The organism is Thiomicrospira sp. S5 (genome assembly GCF_003991075.1).
In the GTDB taxonomy this organism is placed as follows: domain Bacteria; phylum Pseudomonadota; class Gammaproteobacteria; order Thiomicrospirales; family Thiomicrospiraceae; genus Hydrogenovibrio; species Hydrogenovibrio thermophilus.
Map to the genome: position 1 here is coordinate 1360070 of NZ_CP014470.1, position 23493 is coordinate 1383562.

22 protein-coding genes are annotated in these 23493 nt (G+C 45.4%); 21 read left to right on the forward strand and 1 reads right to left on the reverse strand.

What is annotated here, in order from left to right:
* Positions 1-78 precede the first annotated feature (78 nt).
* The 9 genes from AYJ59_RS06105 to AYJ59_RS06145 are packed head-to-tail and all read left to right on the forward strand — an operon-like array spanning position 79 to position 8758.
* Complete coding sequence (locus AYJ59_RS06105) at positions 79-1398, forward strand: N-acetyl sugar amidotransferase (protein WP_029938342.1); 1320 nt, start codon at positions 79-81, stop codon at positions 1396-1398.
* Positions 1399-1404: 6 nt separating this feature from the next.
* Positions 1405-2079, forward strand: a complete 675-nt coding sequence (locus tag AYJ59_RS06110; protein WP_029938341.1) for a hypothetical protein — start codon at positions 1405-1407, stop codon at positions 2077-2079.
* A complete protein-coding gene (gene hisF, locus AYJ59_RS06115) occupies positions 2076-2864 on the forward strand; it encodes an imidazole glycerol phosphate synthase subunit HisF (protein WP_127119579.1) in 789 nt (262 codons plus the stop codon). Before AYJ59_RS06110 ends, hisF begins: the two co-directional genes overlap by 4 nt.
* Positions 2861-3514: an imidazole glycerol phosphate synthase subunit HisH gene (gene hisH, locus AYJ59_RS06120; RefSeq protein WP_206197910.1), complete on the forward strand. Its 654-nt coding sequence runs from the start codon at positions 2861-2863 to the stop codon at positions 3512-3514. Before hisF ends, hisH begins: the two co-directional genes overlap by 4 nt.
* A 21-nt stretch (positions 3515-3535) precedes the next feature.
* Complete coding sequence (locus tag AYJ59_RS06125) at positions 3536-4612, forward strand: N-acetylneuraminate synthase family protein (protein ID WP_127119580.1); 1077 nt, start codon at positions 3536-3538, stop codon at positions 4610-4612.
* 18 nt (positions 4613-4630) lie between these two features.
* Positions 4631-5749, forward strand: coding sequence for a phosphotransferase (locus AYJ59_RS06130; RefSeq protein WP_127119581.1), 1119 nt, complete (start codon positions 4631-4633; stop codon positions 5747-5749).
* Between the two features lie 48 nt (positions 5750-5797).
* Positions 5798-6931, forward strand: coding sequence for a hypothetical protein (locus AYJ59_RS06135; protein WP_127119582.1), 1134 nt, complete (start codon positions 5798-5800; stop codon positions 6929-6931).
* A gap of 39 nt (positions 6932-6970) precedes the next feature.
* Positions 6971-7687, forward strand: a complete 717-nt coding sequence (locus AYJ59_RS06140) for an acylneuraminate cytidylyltransferase family protein (protein WP_127119583.1) — start codon at positions 6971-6973, stop codon at positions 7685-7687.
* Between the two features lie 18 nt (positions 7688-7705).
* On the forward strand, positions 7706-8758 hold the full coding sequence (locus tag AYJ59_RS06145; protein WP_127119584.1) for a nucleotidyltransferase family protein: 1053 nt from the start codon (positions 7706-7708) through the stop codon (positions 8756-8758).
* Between the two features lie 63 nt (positions 8759-8821).
* Here the strand turns inward: AYJ59_RS06145 and AYJ59_RS06150 are convergent, their stop codons facing one another.
* A complete protein-coding gene (locus AYJ59_RS06150; RefSeq protein ID WP_127119585.1) occupies positions 8822-11305 on the reverse strand; it encodes a 6-hydroxymethylpterin diphosphokinase MptE-like protein in 2484 nt (827 codons plus the stop codon).
* A 223-nt stretch (positions 11306-11528) separates the two neighbouring features.
* Between AYJ59_RS06150 and AYJ59_RS06155 the strand changes: the two genes are divergently transcribed.
* The 12 genes from AYJ59_RS06155 to AYJ59_RS06210 all read left to right on the forward strand — a co-directional run bounded on the left by AYJ59_RS06155 (position 11529) and on the right by AYJ59_RS06210 (position 23350).
* The gene (locus AYJ59_RS06155; protein WP_127119586.1) at positions 11529-12347 is read left to right on the forward strand and encodes a flagellin N-terminal helical domain-containing protein; all 819 of its coding nucleotides are present in this window, start codon (positions 11529-11531) and stop codon (positions 12345-12347) included.
* A 51-nt stretch (positions 12348-12398) separates the two neighbouring features.
* Entirely contained in the window at positions 12399-12863 is a 465-nt protein-coding gene (locus AYJ59_RS06160) for a flagellar protein FlaG (protein WP_127119587.1), read from the forward strand.
* A 313-nt stretch (positions 12864-13176) separates the two neighbouring features.
* The gene (locus AYJ59_RS06165; protein ID WP_127119588.1) at positions 13177-13995 is read left to right on the forward strand and encodes a flagellin N-terminal helical domain-containing protein; all 819 of its coding nucleotides are present in this window, start codon (positions 13177-13179) and stop codon (positions 13993-13995) included.
* Between the two features lie 141 nt (positions 13996-14136).
* Entirely contained in the window at positions 14137-14403 is a 267-nt protein-coding gene (locus tag AYJ59_RS06170; RefSeq protein WP_127119589.1) for a hypothetical protein, read from the forward strand.
* A gap of 157 nt (positions 14404-14560) precedes the next feature.
* Positions 14561-15382 carry a flagellin N-terminal helical domain-containing protein gene (locus AYJ59_RS06175; protein WP_335930357.1) on the forward strand — a complete coding sequence of 274 codons (822 nt, stop codon included), beginning with the start codon at positions 14561-14563 and terminating at the stop codon, positions 15380-15382.
* 349 nt (positions 15383-15731) lie between these two features.
* Positions 15732-16550 carry a flagellin N-terminal helical domain-containing protein gene (locus tag AYJ59_RS06180; protein WP_127119590.1) on the forward strand — a complete coding sequence of 273 codons (819 nt, stop codon included), beginning with the start codon at positions 15732-15734 and terminating at the stop codon, positions 16548-16550.
* 235 nt (positions 16551-16785) lie between these two features.
* Complete coding sequence (fliD, locus tag AYJ59_RS06185) at positions 16786-18786, forward strand: flagellar filament capping protein FliD (RefSeq protein ID WP_127119591.1); 2001 nt, start codon at positions 16786-16788, stop codon at positions 18784-18786.
* Between the two features lie 44 nt (positions 18787-18830).
* Entirely contained in the window at positions 18831-19274 is a 444-nt protein-coding gene (gene fliS / locus AYJ59_RS06190; protein WP_127119592.1) for a flagellar export chaperone FliS, read from the forward strand.
* 5 nt (positions 19275-19279) lie between these two features.
* Entirely contained in the window at positions 19280-19561 is a 282-nt protein-coding gene (locus tag AYJ59_RS06195) for a flagellar protein FliT (RefSeq protein ID WP_127119593.1), read from the forward strand.
* Between the two features lie 111 nt (positions 19562-19672).
* Positions 19673-20779 (forward strand): sigma-54 interaction domain-containing protein, encoded by a 1107-nt coding sequence (locus AYJ59_RS06200; protein ID WP_127119594.1) that lies wholly within the window; start codon positions 19673-19675, stop codon positions 20777-20779.
* Between the two features lie 13 nt (positions 20780-20792).
* Entirely contained in the window at positions 20793-21977 is a 1185-nt protein-coding gene (locus AYJ59_RS06205; RefSeq protein WP_127119595.1) for a sensor histidine kinase, read from the forward strand.
* Positions 21974-23350: a sigma-54-dependent transcriptional regulator gene (locus AYJ59_RS06210; protein ID WP_127119596.1), complete on the forward strand. Its 1377-nt coding sequence runs from the start codon at positions 21974-21976 to the stop codon at positions 23348-23350. Before AYJ59_RS06205 ends, AYJ59_RS06210 begins: the two co-directional genes overlap by 4 nt.
* Positions 23351-23493 lie beyond the last annotated feature (143 nt).

Here is a 23493-nt window from a genome sequence, read left to right on the forward strand (position 1 = left end):
ATTTAGACTGAATTTTTAGTATAACTGGCCGATACGAATATTATAAAAATCAAAAATACTTCAGAGGGAAACAACACAATGTCTTTTATCATTCCAAAACCGAAGCCGATTGACCTGTCCAAGTTTGAACTGCCGGAAGATCAACTGGAAACCAAATACGGTTTACCGAAAGACGTTAAATTCTGTAAAAAATGTACCATTTCCAACCAACGCCCCAATTCAGCGGTGGAATACAAACATACTAAAGACTCCAAGAAAGCCACCATCAATTTTGATGAAGAAGGCGTGTGCGACGCTTGCCGAGTCGCTGAAGAAAAAGAACACACCATCGATTGGGGCATGCGGGAGGAAGAGCTACAGGCTTTGTGTGATAAGCACCGTTCCAAAGACGGTTCTTACGATTGTTTATTGCCCGGCTCCGGTGGTAAAGATAGCTTCTATGCCTCGCATATTTTGAAAGAAAAATATGGTATGCACCCATTTACTGTGACCTGGGCGCCGCATATTTACACCGAATGGGGCTGGCGTAACTTTCAGAAATGGATTCATGCCGGGTTTGATAACCAGTTGATGACCCCGAACGGGCGGGTGCACCGTTTGCTGACGCGCCTGTCAGTGGAAAAACTCTTTCATCCGTTCCAGGCGTTTATGATTGGCCAAAAAGCCTTGGCACCGAAAATGGCCGCGATGATGAACATACCACTGGTGTTCTTTGGTGAAAACGAAGCGGAATATGGCAACCCCAAAGGCGATACCGACAAGGCACAGCGTGACTGGCAATATTTCACCATGACGGATGAAGCCGAAATTAATATCGGCGGGGTGTCGATTAAATCCCTCAAAGATGATTTCGGATTGGAAAAAGCCGATTTGGACCCTTATATGCCGGCCAATCCTCAGCAGCTGGAAGAAACCGGCGTGGAAGTGCATTATCTGGGGTATTACCTTAAATGGCACCCGCAAAGTTGTTATTACTATGCCCACGAGCACGGAGGGTTTGAAGCTTCGCCGGAGCGTACGCCCGGCACATATTCCAAATATAACTCCATTGACGACAAAATCGACGATTTCCATTACTACACTACCGGCGTGAAATTCGGCATTGGCCGTGCCACTTATGATGCAGCGCAGGAAATCCGTTCCGGCGATATTGACCGTGAAGAAGGTGTGGCCTTGGTGAAACGCTTTGATATGGAATTTCCGGAGCGTTTTGCCGAAGAAATTTTCGAATATTTATCAATTCCGGAAAAAGAGTTTCCCATCGCTTCCAAGATGTTCGAGCAACCGATCATGGACAGAGAATATTTTGATTTATTGACAGATACCTTCCGCTCGCCGCATTTGTGGAAAAAAGAAAACGGGGTCTGGGTGCAGCGTCATACGGTTTGGGGTAAATAGAAACTTATGGATATGAATAAAATAACAATTCTCAAAGACGAGTTAATCAGTTTTGTACCTAGGTTTCCTGCAATAGTTAAGATGAAATTAAAAGGTAATTTAGTACAGTGGATGTTATTTAACTTAGTAACGGCTATTATTGGTGGATTCGCAATATTTAGCGATTTAATTATTCAAAATTTTTTATATCAAATAATTTTATTTTTGATTACTTTAATTGTTTTTTTTACTTCCGCTATTTTTTTAATACAAGAGGAAGAAACCTTAAATGTTGAAGAAAAAGAAGTCGATGAAATAAGAAAAAAATTAAAAGAGAAAATTTTAAATTGTGAATTAAGTAAAAATGATTTAATTGAACTAAAAAATGAGATTAAACCAAAAGGATTGATGCATAGTCTAAATAAGCAATATGAAAGATTTTCTAATATAGTAGGGCTAATCTTTGGTTGGGTTTCTATGACTGTATTTTTAATCACAGGTTTTTGGGGTATTGGTTTAATAAAAGTTATTAATGCCATTGAATCAGGAGACGGTTCCGTATTTCCCTTTTTATTCATAGTAAGTTTTATTGGAATGTTTTTAGTTTATATTTGCAAGTCTTTTTTGGATGTTGTAGATAGGTTCTCTGGTAATTTTCAGCGAAGAGTTGTGTTACAACAAATTAAAGATATTCATAAATGATTCGTCTTATTCCCCGTCTTGATATTAAATCCAAGCACCTGATTAAAGGCGTCAAGCTGGAAGGTTTGCGTAAAATCGGTAATCCGAATGAATATGCGCGTAAGTATTACGAGAAGGGTGCGGATGAATTGTTGTATATGGATGCCGTAGCGTCGCTTTACGGTCGCAATAATCTGACTGAAATCGTCAAGGAAACGGTTAAATCTGTGTTTATTCCGATTACCGTGGGTGGCGGTATTCGCTCGGTAGAAGATGCGCGGGAAATTTTGCGCTCTGGTGCCGATAAGGTGGCGATTAACACTGCTGCGGTGCAACGCCCGGACCTCATCAATGAAATGGCGAAAACCTTTGGTGAGCAATGTGTGGTGTTGTCGGTTGAAGCTATCCGGCAAGCCGATGGTAAATGGTTGGCGTTTACCGACAATGGTCGTGAGCATACCGGTTTGGATGTCGTGGAATGGGTCAAGGAAGCGGTGGCGCGTGGCGTCGGTGAAGTGTTGTTGACTTCCGTGGATAAAGAAGGCGGCCGTAAAGGGTATGACTTGGCGTTGATTGAGGCGGTTTCCGAGGCCGTATCGGTGCCGATCATTGCTTCCGGTGGCATGGGGCAAGGGATGGATGGTGTGGAAGCAATTCAAGCCGGGGCGAATGCGATTGCCATGGCGGATATTTTGCATTATGAGCGCGATACCGTTGAGGGCATTCGACAGGTGTGTGCCGAAAACGGTTTGTCGGTTCGCCCACAAGAGGCAATCCATTCCGTTCACGGAGGGGAGCTGTCATGAGTTCAATGAGCCAAATGAGTCGCAATGTTACCTTGATTGATTACGGTGCCGGGAACTTGCTGAATGTGCAGCGTGCATTTGAACATCAGGGCGCGACAGTCGATATCGCCACGCGACCGGAACAAATCGAACAAGCCGAGCGACTGGTGTTCCCGGGGGTGGGGGCGTTTCCGGAAGCGATGCAGCAATTACAGGCTCAAGACCTGGTGGAAGCGATTCAACAGGCAGCCAATGATAAACCCTTTCTAGGGATTTGTTTGGGCATGCAAATGATGTTGGATGAAGGCGAAGAGTTTGAAAAAACACCAGGCCTGGGGCTTTTACCGGGTCGGGTCGAAAGACTTCCGGAGCGAGGTGTGAACGGTCAAAACATGACGGTTCCGCACATGGGCTGGGCATCGATTCAGCCGAACAAAACGTCCTGGCAAGGTTCTTTGCTGGAAGCCGTGCCGGAAAGCAATGCTTTTTATTTTGTGCATTCGTATTATGCGGATGTGGCCAATGACGCCGACCAATTGGCGGTGTTCGATTTTGGCGGGCACGCCATTACCGCCGCGATACAGCGTGACAATAAAATCGGTTGTCAGTTCCATCCGGAAAAATCCGGCGAGTTGGGGTTGAAATTGGTGGAAGCCTTTTTGAAATTATGATGGGGCATCGGGAGGGGTGATATGGATGTAAGAAGTTTTTGGCAAGACCAGTTGCACTCCGGTCGACCGATGTTTTTACCGGATATCGGTACTTATTTCAATCAGGATATGCAACAAGCCGAAGCGTTGGTGGATGCACTGGGCGAGGCGGGCGTTACCACCATCAAGGGTGAGATTCTGCAGACGCCGGAAATTTGCCTGGATGCGCATTTGTCCGGTAATGAAAAATACTGGGGACATCAAACCGGTGAGCTTAAACAGGAAAACTACCGTGATTTGATTGAGCGCAAGGTAGTGCCGTTATCGTCTTATGAAACCTTGTTCCAGTACGCCAAAGATAAGGGCATGGATACCATTGTGTCCGTTTATGATTTTGAAGGGGCGGATTTCGCCCGACAAATCGGTTGTAAGGCCATCAAAATCGCCTCGTCCAATATTACCCATCAGCCGTTAATCGAATATGTCGCACAGTTAGGGTTGCCGATGATAATCGATACCGGTCATTCCACGGTCGAAGAAATGGCGCGTGCGGTTAACTGGGCGCAGGATTGCGGTTTGAAAGGGGATGCGGTCGACATTGTTGTGGAGCATAGCCCAAAAGGACCGCCCAATCCGGTGGAACAGCAAAATCTACGTTTTATGCAGACTTTGGGACAAGCCGTTGGGCTGCCCTATGGTTTATCGGATCATCACGGTGGTGAAGAAATGTTGTATGCGGCCACGGCGATGGGAGCGGTGGTGTTGGAAAAAGGCATTTGCCCCGATGAAATGGGCGATGAACAGGATGGCGGTCATGCCATGCCGGTCAGCCAAGTTGCCGCCGTTTTGCAGAAAATCAATAATATCGCCGATGCGATGGGTAATGGAATTCGCGTTCTGCCACGGCAACGTGAAAAATATGTATCGCGAATGGGCTTGGTTGCCAAAACCGATTTGGCGGCAGAGAGTGTTTTGAGCATCGATAATGTCCGTTTTGCCTTTCCGGCATTGGGCATCAAAGCCGAATATTGGTCGGAAATAGAAGGGCAGGTCTTGAAGCGTTCGCTTTCGGCGGGGGAAATCATTGGCTGGCCGGATATTGCGTTCCGTGAGAAGTAAGCGGTATTGGGAGATGTGATGCGCTGGTTACCTGAGCTTCCCGCTTTCCCCGGTCTTCGTCCTCCGGAACTGAAATGGTTAGAGATGGTGATGTCATCTCATGACGCATCACCAGAAAACGCCCAGGCCTGGGCGTTTTTGCATTTACTGTCCGAAAAACATTCAATCAAAATTGACCAGGCCTGGCAATTGCAAACCCACCAAACTGGGCCGTACGGTTTTTTTCGTCTGACGGGCGAGATGTCGAACCACGAAACCTTGGATTGGTTTTTAAAGCTGGTGGCTCCGCAAAAAGCGAAACGCATGCTGGAAGGTCAGGTTTTGGTTGATGCGATGATGTCCACTCATCAAGATTTGTCTATTGATGCGAACGTGGTTTTTTCCGTACCGCCTATGGTTCAAGGGTTTCCGGATACGGTGTCCGAAGATGTGACAGCATTGGCGTTTCCTTTTTGGGAGGGACGCTTTACCGATTATGAGGGTTCGGATTTACGGTTGTTGGGACAGGCGCTCGGGCAACTTCATCGACGATTGAAGAATCTACCGCAAGCGGAGAAAATTCGAGCGGGCGGGGAAGAACGTCATGCGATGTTAACGGCACGTTGGAAGATGTTGTTGCAATCCCCTGAAAGAATGGCTCAATTGCCGACTGAAGCCCAAGCGTGCTTAAAAGCACATTCGCCGGATTGGTTGGCGCACTTGATGGATGACGGTCAGCCTGTGCACGGAGACTTGAATGTCGGTAATGTTTTGTTTCGGCCTGATGGTCGGGTGGCGTTTTTGGATTTTGAAGACAGTTTGACGGCTTGGTTCGACCCTTTGAAGGATCTGGCTTTTGTGATTGAGCGATTCGTGTTGTGCGTGCATGAACCTGAACAATTGGCGGCCATGAGTCATACTCTTTTGGATGCCTATCAAGCGCAAAACCCGGTGGCAATCCGCTCTGAAACCCGGTTCATCGACTTGTTGCAAGGGCTGGCGATTCGGGCATTTTTGATTTTGGCAGAGTTGCAATTGACTACCTCACAGGAAATACCGAAATCCGAGTGGCAAAAGTTCGCATTTTTATATAATCTAACCTTTCGACATGAAACGGAGTTAAAAGCCATCGCCGCGCCTTACGTTGTCAAAACGTGATTCGTAAACTGGAACGCTTTCCGGGGCTGCGGCGGCCTGATTGTTCAGATGATGAAATTATTGATTACCGCACGAGACCCTGCCACAGCGCTTTCGTTCGAAAAGCTGATTCCGGAATTGCTTGAAAGCGGACGTTTTGAATTACGTGTTTTATGCCAGGAACCGGCGTTTCAAATGCTGCAACCGTTTGTGCCGGCCGATAAGCTTTACGCCATTCCCAAAGATGAATTTGCGCTTGTATTGGAAGATGCATTTCTCCGTAATCAGTTTGAAAGCTTTCAACCCGACGCGGTCTTAACCGGTATTTCAGGACCGGATACCGGTATCGATGAAGCGGTATTGCACTATGCCGCGACTCACGATATTCATTCTTATGCGTTGCAAAGTTTCTGGGGAGATATGAATCAAGCCTCCGGCGCATTACCGGACACGGCTTTTGTGATGGATGACGAAGCCATTCGCATCACCCAGGAACGTTATCCGGATATCGAGAACGTCGCGATTGGTTCCATCAAGCATATCGATTATCGCGCTTATGATCCTCTGAAAGCTCGCGCCGAAAAACGCCCAGGCCTGGTCGAATCCGATGAAGTTGTCTTGGGATTTTATGGCCAACCGATACTGGAGATTGCCGGTTATTTCGAGACCATTGAAGCGCTCACCCGTCAACTTTCCAACTGGCCGCGCCCGTTTAAATTACTGTACCGTCCGCACCCGAAAGAAACGCCGGAATTGCAAGAGAAAACCTTGTCGTTGTTCACCGAAGCATTTGGTGACCGAGTTTCTTTGGACCCGTTTTTGGATATTAAGGACAGTTTGGTGGTGTGTGATTTGGTACTGAGTGCTTTTTCGACGTGTTGTTTCGATAATCTTTATTTAAACGAAATGGCGCATCGACCATTCAACGCCAGCGTCTATTTGTGGTTTGAACCGGAGTTGATTCGTTGGTGGCAGGAGTACAGTCATTTGAAAGAATTACCGTTAATCAGTGAAGAGTTGCTGTTATCGGTCGATAAAGAAGAAGAGATGCTGACGGTTTTGGAACAAGGTTTGCTCGAAGAAACACGGCAAATCCTTTGGCATAAAGCAAAGGCTCATTTGCCTAATCCGCAGGCTTCCATCGGCATAATGATGGAAAAGCTGTTATCGGATTTTGAAAAGTCCAAACGCGCATTTGGCTGACGTCTATGTCGGTTTTGAACACACAAAGGAAATACAGAGATGGTTGAACAGGCGGATATTTTAGCCTTAATCCCGGCACGAGGCGGTTCTAAAGGATTGGTTGGTAAAAACCTGTATCCGATTTTAGACAAACCCTTGTTGCAATATACGATTGATGAAGCACAAAAAAGCGACTATTTGAACGGTTTGATGATGTCGAGTGAAGATGCCGAAATCAATGGGTATGCGAAATCATTGGGACTGAAAGTCGACTATGTTCGTCCGGCCAGTTTGGCGGAAGATCATACCACGACGGCCGAAGCTGTCTTACATGCGCTGGATTGGCTGGAAGAACAGAACCGTTTGCCGGATGCGGTGGTATTGTTGCAACCGACGTCGCCTTTACGAACTGTGGAGGAAATCGACGCGGCCATTTTACAGTTCCTGGAAAGCGATAAAGATTCGTTAATTAGTGTGCAGCCGATGAAGGAACACCCTTACAAGTGCGTTCAAGCACATGATGGGGGCTGGGAATATCTTGCGCAACCGGAACGTTATGTTTCCCGACGCCAGGATTACACCAATGATTATTATGTGATTAACGGTGCAATCTATATCGTCACACCACAATTCTTACGCTCGCACCGTGAATTTACCGGTGAGGGATTATCCGAATTGTTTGTGATGGATCCGATTTCCGGGGTGGACATTGATGATTTGGCCGATGTATTCCAAGTCGAAGCTTTGTTAAAGATGCGGCAAACGCAGCTGAAATAATGACTGGAAGGAATGTGCATGGACTTATTTGATTGGCAGGCCATATCCATTAGTGAAGATGCAACCATTCGGGATGCTTTGACGGTGTTGGATCAGCAAGCGATGCAAATCGTGCTGGTCATTTCGAAAGACCGTCAGTTGAAAGGCACGGTGACGGATGGGGATATTCGCCGGGGTCTATTACGTGGCGAAAGTCTGGATAGTCCGATTACACTGGTGGCGAATGCTAAGCCCTCTGTTGGCTATGAATCCGAAACGGAGATGGTTTGGCATCAACACATGAAGCGTCGTTCCTTGCGGCATTTACCAATCTTAAATGCCCACAAGCAAGTGGTTGGGCTTTATTACCGTAAAACACAGATCACGCCGCGGCGTAAGAACCCGGTGGTTTTAATGTTGGGAGGCCTGGGAATGCGATTGCGGCCTTTGACTGAAACCGTTCCAAAACCCATGTTGCCGGTCGGCAATCAACCGATTTTGGAAACCATCGTCAAACACATTGCCGATCAAGGGTTTACGGAGTTTTATTTTTGCATTAATTACCTTGGCGAAAAGATTCGACAGTATTTCGGTGATGGGAAACAATGGGGTATACGCATTACCTACATAGAGGAAACCAAGCCGATGGGAACGGCGGGGGCTTTAAGCCTTTTGCCAAAGTTGCCAGGCCTGCCTTTAATTGTGATGAACGGAGACCTTCTGACCAAAGTTGATTTCCGTTCACTGTTGGACTTTCATGCCGAGCATGAAAATTGTGTGACGACGTGTGTACGTGAGTATTCACATCAAGTGCCGTATGGTGTGATTGAGATGCAGGGGCCTTATATTAACCAGTTGGTAGAAAAGCCGGTTTATCGGTATTTTGTGAATGCCGGCATCTACTGTTTATCGCCGGAAGTTCTGTCGAAAATCCCGCAGGATAGTTTTTATGATATGCCAACGTTGGTGGATGCTCTGATTGATGAAGACCAAAAAACCGGAGGATTTCCGCTAACAGAGTATTGGATGGATATTGGTCATATTCCCGATTATGAGCAAGCTCAAGCCGATTATGAAGTCTATTTCAAATAGTCTCAGAATAAGTCTTAGGGATAAACAAAAACCGGCATTGGCCGGTTTTTGTTTAAGGGAGGGTTAATTTTTCGGGCGTGTCGCCAGGTTCATCAGTTCATCGGTTACGATATTATCCGGGTCGATTTCCTTGATTTTATTGATGGCTTGAATGGCATCATCTTGAAGTCCAAGATAGATGAGCAACTTGGCCAGTTTAATCCAGGTTGCGGAATCTTTTTCATTGCGATTTAAATAGTGAAGATAGATTTCCGCTGCCCCTGGGCCGTCTCCGGTAGCGGCCAGAATATCGGCATAAGCGATGAAGTATTCGTCTGAATAGTGAGTCAGCACTTCCAGTGCATTCAGAGCGGTTTGGTAATCTTTTTTATCCAAGGTGATGTTGACGACCCGCTTTAGCCCTTCCATCAAAAGTTTTTCTTCTTTGATCTGCACGAACTGATCGATGGCGTCATTTGGCATTTCTTTGAGTTCATATAAGTAACCGGTTCCTAAATGGCAAAGGTCTTTGGCATTGTCACCACCCTGTTCGGCAATGTAATTAATCAGTTCTTCTAAATCATAAGGCCGGTTTTCGATGAAATAGCGATGAATCCGGTCAAACAGATTGGCTATGTTTTCACCTTGAGATTTCAACTGTTGGCTCAGCTGAGTTTCATTTGAAGTTAATTCTTGATGGTAGGTGTCAAGTAAGGTTTGTACGGCTTTTTGTTGCTCTTCAGTTAAGTCCTTTATTGAAAGGTCATGCATTTTCATCCAAACAATTGGCCGTCCCTCTTCATGCCACTGATGCCATTTTTCAACCAGTTTATCGAAATGTTTGGTCCCTTCTGTTTCTTTAATGCGGTGGTTTAAACGCGAGATGGCTTCTTCGATGGATTTTTTTAGAGGGGTTGCAGAATTCACCAGGCCTGAGAAATAATGGATAAAGGAGTCTTTGATTTGATCACGCGTCATATCCTCCTTGCCGATACTGGGGTTCATAAAATCTTTGTAGGCTTTGATGGAATAATTAAATATAAACTCGGCATGCGTCCCCATTTGAGCGTTCAGGTTTTTTTGGAGAGTAATGATTTGTTGGGTAAGTTTGTCGGTTTCGTCTAAATCTTTAAATAAACGCTGTGCAATTTTTTTGCCTTGCCGAGATTCTTTAATGATCGTACGGCATAGATCGCGCATTTCCTGACAGTAAGACTTGGCATATTGTAAATGTTTCTTATAGGTTTTTAGGTCAAAGGAAAGGGCTTTTTTTATATCACGGATGGCTTCGGCTTTCGTTTGGGCGGGTAGTTGAATGTTTTCTGGGCGGGCGTACTCAACTTTGTCGATTAAAGCCGCTTCCTGACTAAGGGTGTAAAAACGGCTTTTGAAAAATTCGACAGAATAAGCGACTAATTCTTCCATGCCCTGACGAGCATTGGCAAAGCTTGGGGTGGTTTCGGCAATGCGTCCTGAATAAGTTTTAACGCGGTTGGTCGCGGTATCCAGATATTTGCCTGTTTTGGACTCAACACTTTCGGACTCGTAACTTTTGCCGCCTTCTCCATAACAGAAATCCACACCTGAAAAAACAACTTGTTCCGCCCCGAGATAGCTGGCTACGGATGCCATGGTATTGGTTACCGTTGGGCCAACGATATTAAGGTTGTCTGGTTGTGGATGTTTTTCATCCACCCAAGGAAACATTAAACCAAGATAGGCATGTACACCAGACCATTCGGCGATGAGTTTGTTATTGGCATTATTGGAATGAACCAATATGGCGCTGTCACCGAATTGGAGCATGGGTTTGCTGTTGTCGTAGCTCACCGCATGGGGATCTACTGTGACGAAAAAATCAGGTTGAACTCCTTCCTTTTTCAAACGATTGGCAATTCGAGCCGCTGCAAAAATAACAAGCTGGTCTTGATTGGCTTTAATCCAATCGATACTGTCGTCCAGAGACGGCCCCCCACCCATGATGACTGCGGTAGTGCCTTTTAAAGCCTTTTCAATTTTTGATACTGGCGTGCTATTGGACGACAGACTTTTAAGTTGGCTGTCAATGAAAATATTATTGATGGCGTAGCCACTTTCGGATGCAGAGAAGATGTTGTACTTGTCTAGAGTGATTTCCCAAAGTTGGCGATACAGGTCGTTTTTGGAATCAATAACGGATAGTGAACGCAGTAAAGTATAACGACCGTGGGCGATGTAATCCGAATAACGTTCAGACAAGTCACCGAAGTTTATATCTTCAGACGCCAAGCTAATCAAGCTTTCATCGATTTCCATATTCGTGTTTATGTAAGACAGAATTTCCGGTTTATCAATCAGAATGTAGTGGCGTCCTCGGCCAGAATGATATTTTTGTAAATAGGGAACCAATAATCCTGAATCGGACCCGACAATAATGAAAAGCATATTTTCTTGGTCAAGGACTTGATTAAATACCTTATTGAAAGTGGAAGTCGCGCCAACCGTGTCAAATGCTGTGTGGTTGATTTCTTGGAAATACTGATCGCCAAAAGCATTGGTGTAAAGGTTTTGAGTATTAATTGTATCCATAGGTTCCGTTTTAGTTTTCTCAAAAAATGATGAAAATGCCTGTTTTTAAAGCCTTTTGCATACGTAACAGAAAGTATGCCAAAAAAAATTTAAAAAAAATCGATTTTTTTTCTAAAGCTTTATAAAAGTTGGCCGTTACCAACAGTGAAGGGAAAGAATGACTCGATTGTGCTGATATAAAAAATAATAGCAATCGTATATTTTTTAAAAAGGAGATAAGATCATGGCAATGGTAATCAATACAAATATTGCTTCCGAAAACGCAGTACGTCTATTGGACGGTTCTAACCGTGAAATGGCGACTTCAATGGAGCGCTTGACCTCTGGTTTGCGTATCAATAAAACAGCAGATGACGCGGCCGGTAAAGCGGTTGTAACGTCAATGACTTCACAAATCCGTGGTACGGATATGGCGGTTCGTAATGCGAATGACGGTATTTCTTTGGTGCAAACCGTTGATGGTGCGGCCGAAGAAACCGTTAACATGTTGTACCGTATTCGTGAGCTAGCAGTTCAGTCGGCGAACGAAACTTACAACTCGGCACAGCGTTCACAGATGAACATCGAAGTGTCTCAGTTGAGACAAGAAATTAACCGTATCGCGTCCACCACCAAATTTAACGGTGTGAAGCTGATGGCCAGTTCGAATACAATTTCCATTCATGCGGGTTGGGAGACAGCTGCTGACAACACCTTGAAAATTTCATTGAAAACCATGAATGCTTCAGCATTGGGTGTTTTAGGAACGATTCAAACGCAAGCTTCGGCCCTGGGGGTTATGTCTCAGGTAGATACTGCACTGGAAACAGTTGCAAAAACCCGTGCTGGATTTGGTGCCTTGCAAAACCGTATGGAATACACCATTTCTAACTTGCAGAATGTTAACGAAAACATTTCAGCCGCCCGTAGTCGTATTGAAGATGCGGATTACGCTGAAGAAAGTGCTAACTTGGCGAGAACACAAGTTCTACAACAAGCGGGTATGAGTATGTTGTCTCAAGCGAACCAGTCTCAGCAAAATGTATTGGCATTGCTGAGTTAATTTAGTATAAATACATACTATAGCTGAGCTTGAAAGGAGGGGGGTATTATTATGAATACTCTTGGTGATGAGTTACTGGAGACGAAAATGTACGTGCCAAGCACGACATCGACGCCAAAGGTAGCGAATGAATCAACAACAGTGGGTTCCGCGCCTCCTTTAGACAAGCAGAAGGCTTCTTCCAGCATAGATGTTCTGAACAAGAAGTCTTCGATTGATGCTCCTCAAAATTCGAGCAGTGTTACGGTTTCCGAAACGGAAACCGATCGTCTGATGGAAAACATCAATGCCATGTTGGACAATTTGGACAACTATATGATGTTTGAAAAAGACGATGTAACGGGGAGAAACATCTATTCTTTAATCGATAAAGACTCTAAAGAGGTCATTAAGCAATTTCCTTCGGATGAGTTTTTAAGCGTCTCCCGACGTCTGGTCGAGTATTTAGAAGCAGAGCTTTCTAAAGAGGTAAGCCGTGACGATAAAATTGGCAATATTGTCAGTAATATTGTTTGATTTTATGGTTATCTAAAAGCGAGTGTTGGGTTTTCTCGGCACTCGCTTTTTTTATTTCTAAGCCCTCCGTGATTGATGTTCTAAAAGCCTTTCTCCTTCCTTATAAAGCTATCTTTTATTAAATTTTAGAGTTCCAATATTTTTTAAGTTATTGAAAATAAACTATATTTTATATTTTTAAGTAAAAAGGTATCAAGTTTTCTAGTGGTGTCCCGATAACGTAATTGAAAGGCGAAAGGTTTCATGGCTACGACCGAGATGGAATAGGATGAGACCTTGATATTAGCTTACTTTACACTTGGGAGTAAATATTATGGCTATGGTAATTAATACAAATATCGCTTCTGAAAATGCGGTCCGTTTGTTGGATCAAAGCAGTCGCGAAATGTCAACTTCAATGGAACGTTTGACTTCTGGTTTGCGTATCAATAAAACGGCGGATGACGCGGCCGGTAAAGCGGTTGTGACACAAATGACCTCTCAGATTCGTGGTACGGATATGGCGATTCGTAATGCAAATGATGGGATTGGTTTGGTACAAACCGTTGATGGTGCGGCCGAAGAAACCGTGAATATGTTGTACCGTATTCGTGAGCTAGCGGTTCAGTCGGCGAACGAAACCTACAATTCAGCTCAACGTTCACAAATGAACATCGAGGTTTCTCAGTTGAGAATCGAGATCAACCGTATCGCTTCCACCACAAAATTTAACGGCGTTAAATTGATGGCCAGTTCGAATACAATTTCCATTCATGCCGGTTGGGAGACGGATGCTGAAAACACGTTGAAAATCTCCTTGAAAACCATGAATGCTTCGGCATTAGGTGTTTTAGGAACGATTCAAACGCAAGCTTCGGCCCTGGGGGTTATGTCTCAGGTGGATGCCGCACTGGAAACAGTTGCAAAAATCCGTGCTGGTTTCGGTGCGATGCAAAACCGTATGGAATACACCATTTCCAACTTGCAAAATGTTAACGAAAACATTTCGGCCGCCCGTAGTCGTATTGAAGATGCGGATTATGCCGCTGAGAGTGCAAATCTTGCCAGAACGCAAGTTCTGCAACAGGCGGGTCAAAGTATGCTTTCGCAAGCGAATCAATCAACTCAAAATGTACTTGGATTACTTCAGTAATCTAAATAATGCCGGGAGGAATTTCCTCCCGGGCTTTTTCCTCATTATATTTTGATTTGTGGAGTCTTGCTCAAGCAGCACGACTCTATAAATCAAAGTTTAATGTCCTGATTTGACACAGGCTAAAAGGAGTGGTTTCTCATGACACAGGTAATTGAAAAACATTTGTTGGGCTTGCATGGGAACGTTTATGCTAAAGCGGTGGAAAACGAGTTGGTCTTATCTAAACGTTTGTTACGTGTTGATCAGGGGGACACGACTGGCGTATCGACTCAGGAAGTACAGAATTTGGATGAAATTCGCCGTTTGGTGTCACGTTTTAGACGACGGGCTTCTGTCAATGCGTCTGAGTGGATGGTGTTGCAGGCAAACCCTAAACAGCAAAGTGTTTTAGGGTTGCTAAGATAAGACGATGTTGTAAATTCAGGAAGTACATATTTAATCATTTAAATTGATAATACGCTGTGTTTAAACAGCAAGAGAGTTTAAGGGTTTCCCTTGTGTGTTAACGGCATCGTCATTTTGGCATGCCGTTTTTTTTATTTCATCAGTTGACGGAAAAACGATGATGAGCATGGTTATCAACACAAATATAGCGTCGGTGAATGCCGTTCGGTTGCTGGATCAGTCCAGCCGGGAAATGGCGGTTTCGATGGAACGTTTGACCTCCGGGTTACGAATTAATCGAACAGCGGATGATGCGGCCGGTAAAGCGGTTGTAACGGCGATGACGGCTCAAATTCGCGGTACCGACATGGCCATTCGAAATGTGAACGATGGTATTTCATTGGTACAGACGGTTGACGGCGCGGCAGAAGAAACCGTCAACATGTTGTATCGTATTCGTGAACTAGCGGTACAGTCAGCGAACGAAACCTACAATTCAGCTCAACGTTCTCAAATGAATATCGAGGTGTCTCAGCTGCGAATCGAGATCAACCGTATCGCTTCGACCACGAAGTTTAATGGTGTGAAGTTGATGGCGAGCTCGAATGTCATTTCCATCCATGCCGGTTGGGAAACGGCATCTCAAAATACGTTGAAAATCTCATTAAAAAGCATGAATGCATCCGCCTTGGGGGTTTCCGGAAGAATTTTGACCCAAGCCTCCGCTCTGGGTGTCATGTCGCAAGTGGACGTGGCGTTGAAATCGGTGGCGAAAACCCGAGCGAGTTTTGGGGCCATGCAAAATCGTATGGAATACACCATTTCCAACTTACAGAATGTGAATGAGAATATTATGGCGGCTCGGAGTCGCATTATGGATGCGGACTATGCAGCGGAAAGTGCGAACCTGGCCAGAACACAAGTTTTGCAACAAGCCGGGATGTCCATGTTATCTCAAGCGAATCAAATGACTTCCAGCGTCTTGTCTCTGCTTCAATAAAAGATGACTCCGAAAATTACGGAGAGTGACATTAAGCGGGTTTTTTGGGTAAAATAAACGGGCTGGATTATCGTAGCGATAATTTACAGTTCCCTTGTGTGTTAACGGCGGTCTGAGATTTCGGATTCGCCGTTTTTTTTTTGCGTTTTTTAAGTGATATAAAAAATGACCAGGCCTGGTGAAAAGCGGATGATGGCTTGTAGTTAATGTTTTTTCGATTTAAACGTTAAAAAATTTCTAAAGGAATTTGAAAAGGTCCCGATAAAGAAATTGAAGGCAGCAAAGAATGCCTCAAACATAAAAATAAAGATATTAAAAACACACACAAGTACACACAGGGAGAACTGTCATGGCACTAGTCATCAATACAAATATTGCGTCTGAAAATGCGGTCCGTTTGTTGGATCAAAGCAGTCGCGAAATGTCGACTTCAATGGAACGTTTGACTTCTGGTCTGCGTATCAATAAAACAGCGGATGACGCCGCCGGTAAAGCGGTTGTTACCGCAATGACTACGCAAATTCGCGGAACCGATATGGCTTTGCGTAACACCAATGACGGCATTGGCTTGGTACAAACCGTTGATGGTGCGGCCGAAGAAACCGTGAATATGTTGTACCGTATTCGTGAACTAGCGGTTCAATCAGCGAACGAAACTTACAACTCCGCACAACGTTCACAAATGAACATCGAAGTCTCTCAGTTGAGAATCGAGATTAACCGTATCGCGTCCACCACGAAATTTAACGGTGTTAAATTAATGGCCAGCGCCAATGTGGTATCCATTCATGCCGGATGGGAAACGGATGCTGAAAATACGTTGAAAATTTCTTTGAAAACCATGAATGCTTCCGCATTGGGTGTTTCTGGTACGATTCTAACTCAGGCGTCAGCGCTGGGGGTTATGTCTCAAGTGGATAAAGCTTTGGAATCGGTTGCGAAAATCCGTGCCAGCTATGGTGCCATGCAAAACCGTATGGAATACACCATTTCCAACTTGCAAAATGTTAACGAAAACATTACGGCGGCCCGTAGTCGTATTGAAGATGCCGATTATGCCGCTGAGAGTGCAAATCTTGCCAGAACGCAAGTTCTGCAACAGGCGGGTCAAAGCATGCTTTCGCAAGCAAACCAGTCGACTCAGAACGTTTTGAGCCTTCTTCAGTAAACCTTGAGCATGAATTCTCGTTAATCTAAACACTTTGTTGGCCTGAAATTTGTTATGGTCAACAAAGTGTTTTTAGATATGTTCCTTTTGCCAATCGAAAGCTTTTTTCATAAAAGGCTAAAGTTACGTTTTTGATGGCCGATTCATTGAATGTAAGTATCTAAAAATATAACAATACCGTTAATATAGACAGTTAAAATAGGTTTGTATTAGCTTTAAAGGCTGGAGAAAAATCATGGCAAACGATATCGGTGTCAGTATCCTGAATTCGATGGGTGCGAATACTTTTGATGTGAGCACCATTTCCAAAACCTTGGCGGAAGCGGATGTTTCGGCTCGCCGTACTATCATCGAAAACAATGAAACCAAATACAACAGTAAATTAACGGGGTACGATACCCTGGAAATGGCTTTTGATGGTTTCATGTCGCAAATCAGCACCTTGATGGATATTTCCAATTTCCAGCAAAAAACCGTTGTGTCCTCCGATCCGTCTGTATTAGATGCGACCGTGACAGGCACCCCAAATAATGGTTCCTACCAAATAGAAGTTCAGTCTTTGGCTACCTCTCATACTCTGGCTTCTCAAACAGAGTTCGCGTCTACCAGCAGTGTGATCGGAGAGGGTACCTTGACGTTTAATGTCGGCGGGGCGGTTTCAAACATTATCATTGATGCGACTAACAATACCTTGTCTGGCATTCAGCAAGCCGTGAATGACGCCGGTATTGGTGTCAATGCAACGGTTGTTAATGTTGGCACTGGTTATAAACTCATGTTTTCGTCGGCTCAATCGGGTGCCGGTAATACGATAGATGTATCCATTAGCGGTGATACCGATGGGAACGATACGGATGCGTCCGGACTTTCACGCCTGACAACCGCTAATATGGATGAAACGGTCGCGGCGCAGGATGCGACTGTTGTGGTAAATGGTTTAACCATCACCAATTCTGGCAATACCATTGACGGGGTGATTGAGGGCGTGTCCTTAAATTTGAAGTCTTCGGATATTGGTAGTACGAAAACCTTAGAAATTCAAAATGATACCACTGACTTGGCTCAGTCCGTTCAGGACTTCGTTGATTTGTATAATGCCTTAGACGATATTTTTAATAACCTAGGTTCTTCTGAAACCGATGAAGAAGACGAAACCATGGGGTCTTTGAATGGGGATTCAGCCCTACGAGAGGTTAAATATCGTATTCGGGATGCGATGATTGAGTCGATTCCGGGGCTAACGGGTTCGGTTCAGTCGCTGGCTGACATAGGGATTACCTCTGAGCTGGATGGCACGCTTTCATTGGATACCAGTATGCTCAACACAGCTCTCGCGAATAACCCTGAAGCGGTTGGGAAATTGTTTGCTGCCAGTGCTACAGCGACGGATAATCAAGTAACCTATACCGGATCAACCGATGAAACACTTGAGGGGACTTTTGATTTGACGGTGAATATAGCCGCTTCTCAGGCACAAATTGCCGGTGCCTCCATTGGTGTTGGAGGTGATATCTCCATTGATGGTACGAATAATGTACTGAAAGTGGCAGTGGATGGTAATACAACTTTAGATCTGCAATTGACACAAGGCACTTACACACGTGCGGATCTTGCAAAAGAGATGGCTCGTGTAATCAATAACGATAGTACTGTTGCCGGGGCAGGCGCTAAGGTTTCAGTGGAGTATGATGATGCGACTCAAACCTATACGATGACGTCGAATAAATACGGCTCGGCATCCTCCTTGGAACTGGTGTCGGGCAGTTTCTTGACATCGGGCATTTCTGGCCTAGGGGTGACAGCGCAAACGACCGGCACGGATGTACAAGGTTTTTTGGAAAATGACGAAGGCACCATCTATACCTTTGTGGGGCAAGGCCAAGATGTGACCATTAGTTCGATTTTGGATGGTTCTCCAAAAGGTTTAGAATTTACAATTGGTGGGACCGCAACAGGTGCTCGAGGTTCGATTGAGTTTAACCGAGGATATGCCGATCGTTTGGATATGTTGTTTGATGACATGATGGATGAGGATACCGGTATTATTGGTAACCGGATGTCTAATTACCAAGATCGTTTGGATGACATTGAAGAACAAAAAGCTGAAGTGGATGAGCGTTATGAGGCGCTGGAATTAAAATACCGTATTGAATTTGGTGCTTTACAGACATTGTTATCTGAAATGGAAAGTACACGGGAATCTTTAGCCTCTATGTTAACTACCAGTGATGAATAACAGACTCTATCAATAGAGAAAATATACATGGGAAGTCAACGTCTATGATGAATTCAATGATGAAACAGAAGTTCTTGGATCAATACCAACAAACATCCGTGCAAACTGGACTGGAAAATGCGACTCCGCATAAGCTGGTATCCATGTTGTACGATGGTATTTTAGACAACCTGGCGTTGACGAAAGGGGCCATGCAACGCAAAGATTATGAACAAAAAGCCAATAAACTTAATAAAGCTGTCTTGATTATTGGTTCTTTGCGCAGTAATTTGGACATGGAGCATGGCGGGGAAGTGGCGACAAACTATGAAGCTTTGTATTCTTATATGAACCGCCGTTTGCTACAGGCCAGCGCACAAAATGATGAGACACTTATCGACGAAGTGGCTAATTTGGTTCGCGAGTTAAAGGATGCTTGGAACCAGATGCCTGATAATTTTAAAATGGCGACTCAATCGCAACTTGAGTCGGTCAAAAACATTAAGTGATTCATATGACGAATGATTTATTGAATTGTCTGCACGAGTCCAAAATGCTGTTACGGTGTGCTGAAGACGGCGATTGGGATGCCTTTATTGAGCGTCACCCTGTGTGGACGATTCAAGTTAATCAACTGCTCGAAAACCCTTCTCCAGACATGGAAGCTTCATTGGCCGAGTTGTTGGAAGACGTCGATAAAATCCGTGCTTTGATTCAGCGCAGAATGGTTGAAATTGAAGCCGCGGTATCTTCCGGGCGTCAACAGCAAAAAGCTGTCAAACAGTACTTGCGATAAGCCGAATTACCTGTAAAAGCGCTTTTTCCACAAAAAGAATGCCAAAATTTTGACATCCTAGGTAAAAACTTATATAAAGGCACCTAGATGACCAAATAAAATGGCGGCTAGATGAAAGAAGAACTTTTATCCTCCTTGGTTGGTAATGGACCAGCCATGCAACAAGTCAAGAAACTAATTCAACAGGTTGCCCAGACCGATGCAACCGTCCTCATTCTCGGAGAATCGGGCACCGGGAAAGAAGTCGTCGCCCAAAGCCTTCACTCCGTTTCAAGTCGTTCCAATCAAGCCTTTATTCCAATCAACTGTGGTGCTATTCCGGGGGAGCTGCTGGAGTCTGAATTATTCGGGCATGAAAAAGGGGCTTTTACCGGCGCGATCACCGCTCGTAAAGGCCGTTTTGAAATGGCGGAACGGGGGACGATTTTTCTGGATGAAATTGGCGACATGCCATTGCCGATGCAGGTCAAATTGCTGCGAGTGCTGCAGGAACGGATTTACGAGCGTGTTGGCGGTAATAAAAGTTTTGAGTGTGATGTCCGCGTTATTGCCGCCACGCACCGCAATTTGGAAGACAATATTTCCGACGGAACCTTTCGCGAAGACTTGTTCTATCGGTTGAATGTTTTTCCGATTGAGATGCCGTCCTTAAGAGAACGCCCGGAAGACATTCCCGATTTGTTCGATTTCATGTTCGATAAAATCCAATCCTCCGGTCGAGCGATTCCCAAGCTGTCTGAAAAAGCCATGATTGCCTTGCAACAATATGCCTGGCCGGGCAATGTCCGTGAACTCGGCAATCTGGCTGAACGTTTATCCATTCTGTTTCCTGACTTGGTTGTTGAATATGGCGATTTACCGGTGAAGTATCAAGTTGAGCTACCGGAAGATGCCAGTTTGATTCGTGTCGACGCCTCTCAATTGGCCCAGCAGCCGGTGGAAACGACACCTCAAAGTGAACCTCCTTCGTCAACCGATATCGTGATGGAAGCTGAAACCCTTGACGCCGCAGGTCAAGCGGACGGATTTATGGCCTCAAACCCGACGCCGAATCTTGAAGAAGGCCTGGACTTGAAGTCGTATTTGGTGGAAATGGAAGTACAGCTGATTCAGAAGGCTTTGGTCCAGACCGACGGGAATGTTTCCCAAGCGGCCAAGTTGCTGCAAACCAACCGAACGACGTTGGTTGAAAAAATTCGTAAATTCAATTTGAACTGATAAAGGGCCGATTGTGGATGAAGCCAGAGCAGACGCGGTTGAACAAAAACGTTTAGCCGAGTTGGAAGAAGCGTTTGAACTGTTCAATCAGACGTCGTCTCAATTGACGCTGGCTTACGAGTCCTTGCAGCATGAGGTTGAAGACCTTCAACACAAGCTTGATGAGAGCAACCGCGAAAAGCACCGAGTGGGTGAACGGCTTGAGCAGCTGTTGAATTTGCTGCCGGCCGGGGTGATTGTATTGGACGAGCATGATCGTATTGTCGAAATGAATCCGGCGGCAGAAACGATTTTGGGCATTGACGCCATTGGTCGTAACTGGGAAGTGGTGGTTCGCAATGTATTTTTAATCGCCAATGATGCCGGTGAGCTGATTACCCACAACCAAAATTATTATCAGTTGTCGGAATCGCCGTTGAGTTTGTCACAGAATCACGGCGAACACTTGAATGGCAAGATTTTGCTGATTCAGGATGTGACGGCGGCGCGAGATTTGCAACAACATATGAGTCGTCACCAACGTTTGAGCTCAATGGGTGAGATGGCGGCTTCATTGGCGCATCAAGTGCGTACGCCTTTAGCCTCGGCGCTTTTATATGTGTCGCAAATGTCATCCCCTCAATTGGCGGAAGACAAGCGCGATAAGTTTGTGGCCAAAACGCTGACCAGTTTGCGACACCTGGAAGCGTTGGTGAAAGACATGCTACAGTACGCCAAGGGTGGCAAGGCCAAGGATCAAAAGGTGCAGGTTGGAGCCTTGTTGGATGGTTTGAAGCATTCGGTGGAACCAAAAGTTCAGCAATCACACAGTTTGATTCGATTTGATGAAAAGACACCAGGCCTGGTGGTTTTGGGCGATCAGGATGCGCTGTTGACCGCGCTGGAAAACCTGGTGAGTAATGCCATTGATATCGTCTCGGAGCATGCGGAAATTGATGTTTCGGTTGAGTTGGACGGAAAACGCAATCAAGTCGATATTACGGTAGCGGACAATGGTCCGGGCTTGAGCGAAGAAATGAATGAAAAAATTTTTGAACCCTTTTTCACTAGCCGGGCACAAGGCACAGGACTGGGGTTGGCCGTGGTACGAGCTGTGGCCGAAGCACATGGTGGCGAAGCCTGGGTCAAATCGATTAAAGGGCGCGGAGCCGTCTTCGGGTTGAGACTGCCGTTATTAGAGAATGGAGAGGATGCATGACTCTAGCGAAAATACTTGTGGTGGAAGATGACCTGAAATTACAGGAAGCTTTGGTTGATACGCTTGAGTTGAATGATTTTGAAGTCGTAGCCGTCAGTTCAGCGGAAGAGGCGCTGGTCGCGCTGGATGATGAAATCGCTATGGTGTTCAGCGACATTCGCATGGACGGTAGCATGGACGGCTATGATTTAATGAAGCGTATTCGTGCGATTAAGCCTTATCTGCCGATTGTGTTGATGACGGCGTATGGCACGGTCGAACAGGCCGTGGACGCCATGAAGTCCGGTGCAGTCGACTACATTCTCAAACCGTTTGAAGCCGATATTCTGGTGGAAAAGGCCCGGGCGTATTTTTATCGGGATGCGTCGGCAGAAGAAGATTTTGTGGTAGCGGATTCGACGACGATTCAACTGAAAGCCATGGCCAAAAAAGTCGCGGAAAGTGATGCTTCGGTATTGATTACCGGTGAAAGCGGAACCGGTAAAGAAGTTTTGGCCCGTTTTATCCATAATCACTCCAATCGCAGCAAACAACCGTTTGTCGCCATTAACTGTGCGGCGATTCCGGAAAACATGCTGGAAGCCACCTTGTTCGGTTATGAGAAGGGCGCGTTTACAGGGGCTTTGAAATCCATGCCGGGAAAATTCGAATTGGCGCAGGGCGGCACTATTTTTCTGGATGAAATCGGAGAAATGAAACCGGATTTGCAAGCAAAATTGTTGCGTGTGTTGCAGGAACGTGAAGTGGAGCGTATTGGTAGCTCGAAAATGATTAAACTCGATGTTCGAATATTGAGTGCGTCCAATATCGACATGAAACAAGCCATTGCCAATGGCGATTTCCGGGAAGACCTGTTTTATCGTTTGAACGTATTTCCAATGCGAATCCCGCCTTTGCGCAACCGCCCGAAAGACATTGCCGCCATTGCAGAGCGCCTCTTGCAGCGTCATTGCGGTGGCAGTCGAGTAGAACCGATGTTGTCGGCTCCAGCGCTCAAAGCCTTGATTGAGTTCCGCTGGCCGGGCAATATTCGTGAGTTGGACAATGTGATTCAACGTGCTTTGGTGATGATGTCCGGGGAAACGATTCAGAAGCAAGATATCTTCTTTGATGAGACCTTTGAAACCGATGTGCCAACCGTTCCGGAAGTCACGCCGAATGGCGTTGGAGAACCTTCGGAGGCTGTCTCGAATGGTTTTGACGCTCAAGCCAATACGACGGACTTGAAGGAGCGCGAAGTCCAAATTATCTTGGAAACGTTGAAGGCCAATAATGGTCACCGCCAGAAAACCGCGGAAGCCTTGAATATCAGTCCTCGTACCTTGCGTTATAAATTGGCTCGGTTCAAAGAACAAGGCTTGGATGTTTTATAGCCTGTCCAAACATGTTACATTGGCGGGGCAGGCTGGAAGCTTGCCTGTCTAGGACCGGGTCATTGTACCGGGTGGAAACCACTGAAAATCCGGCCTTCATCGCGGTGTTATTTATTTGACACATTTTTGGCATATCAATTGCT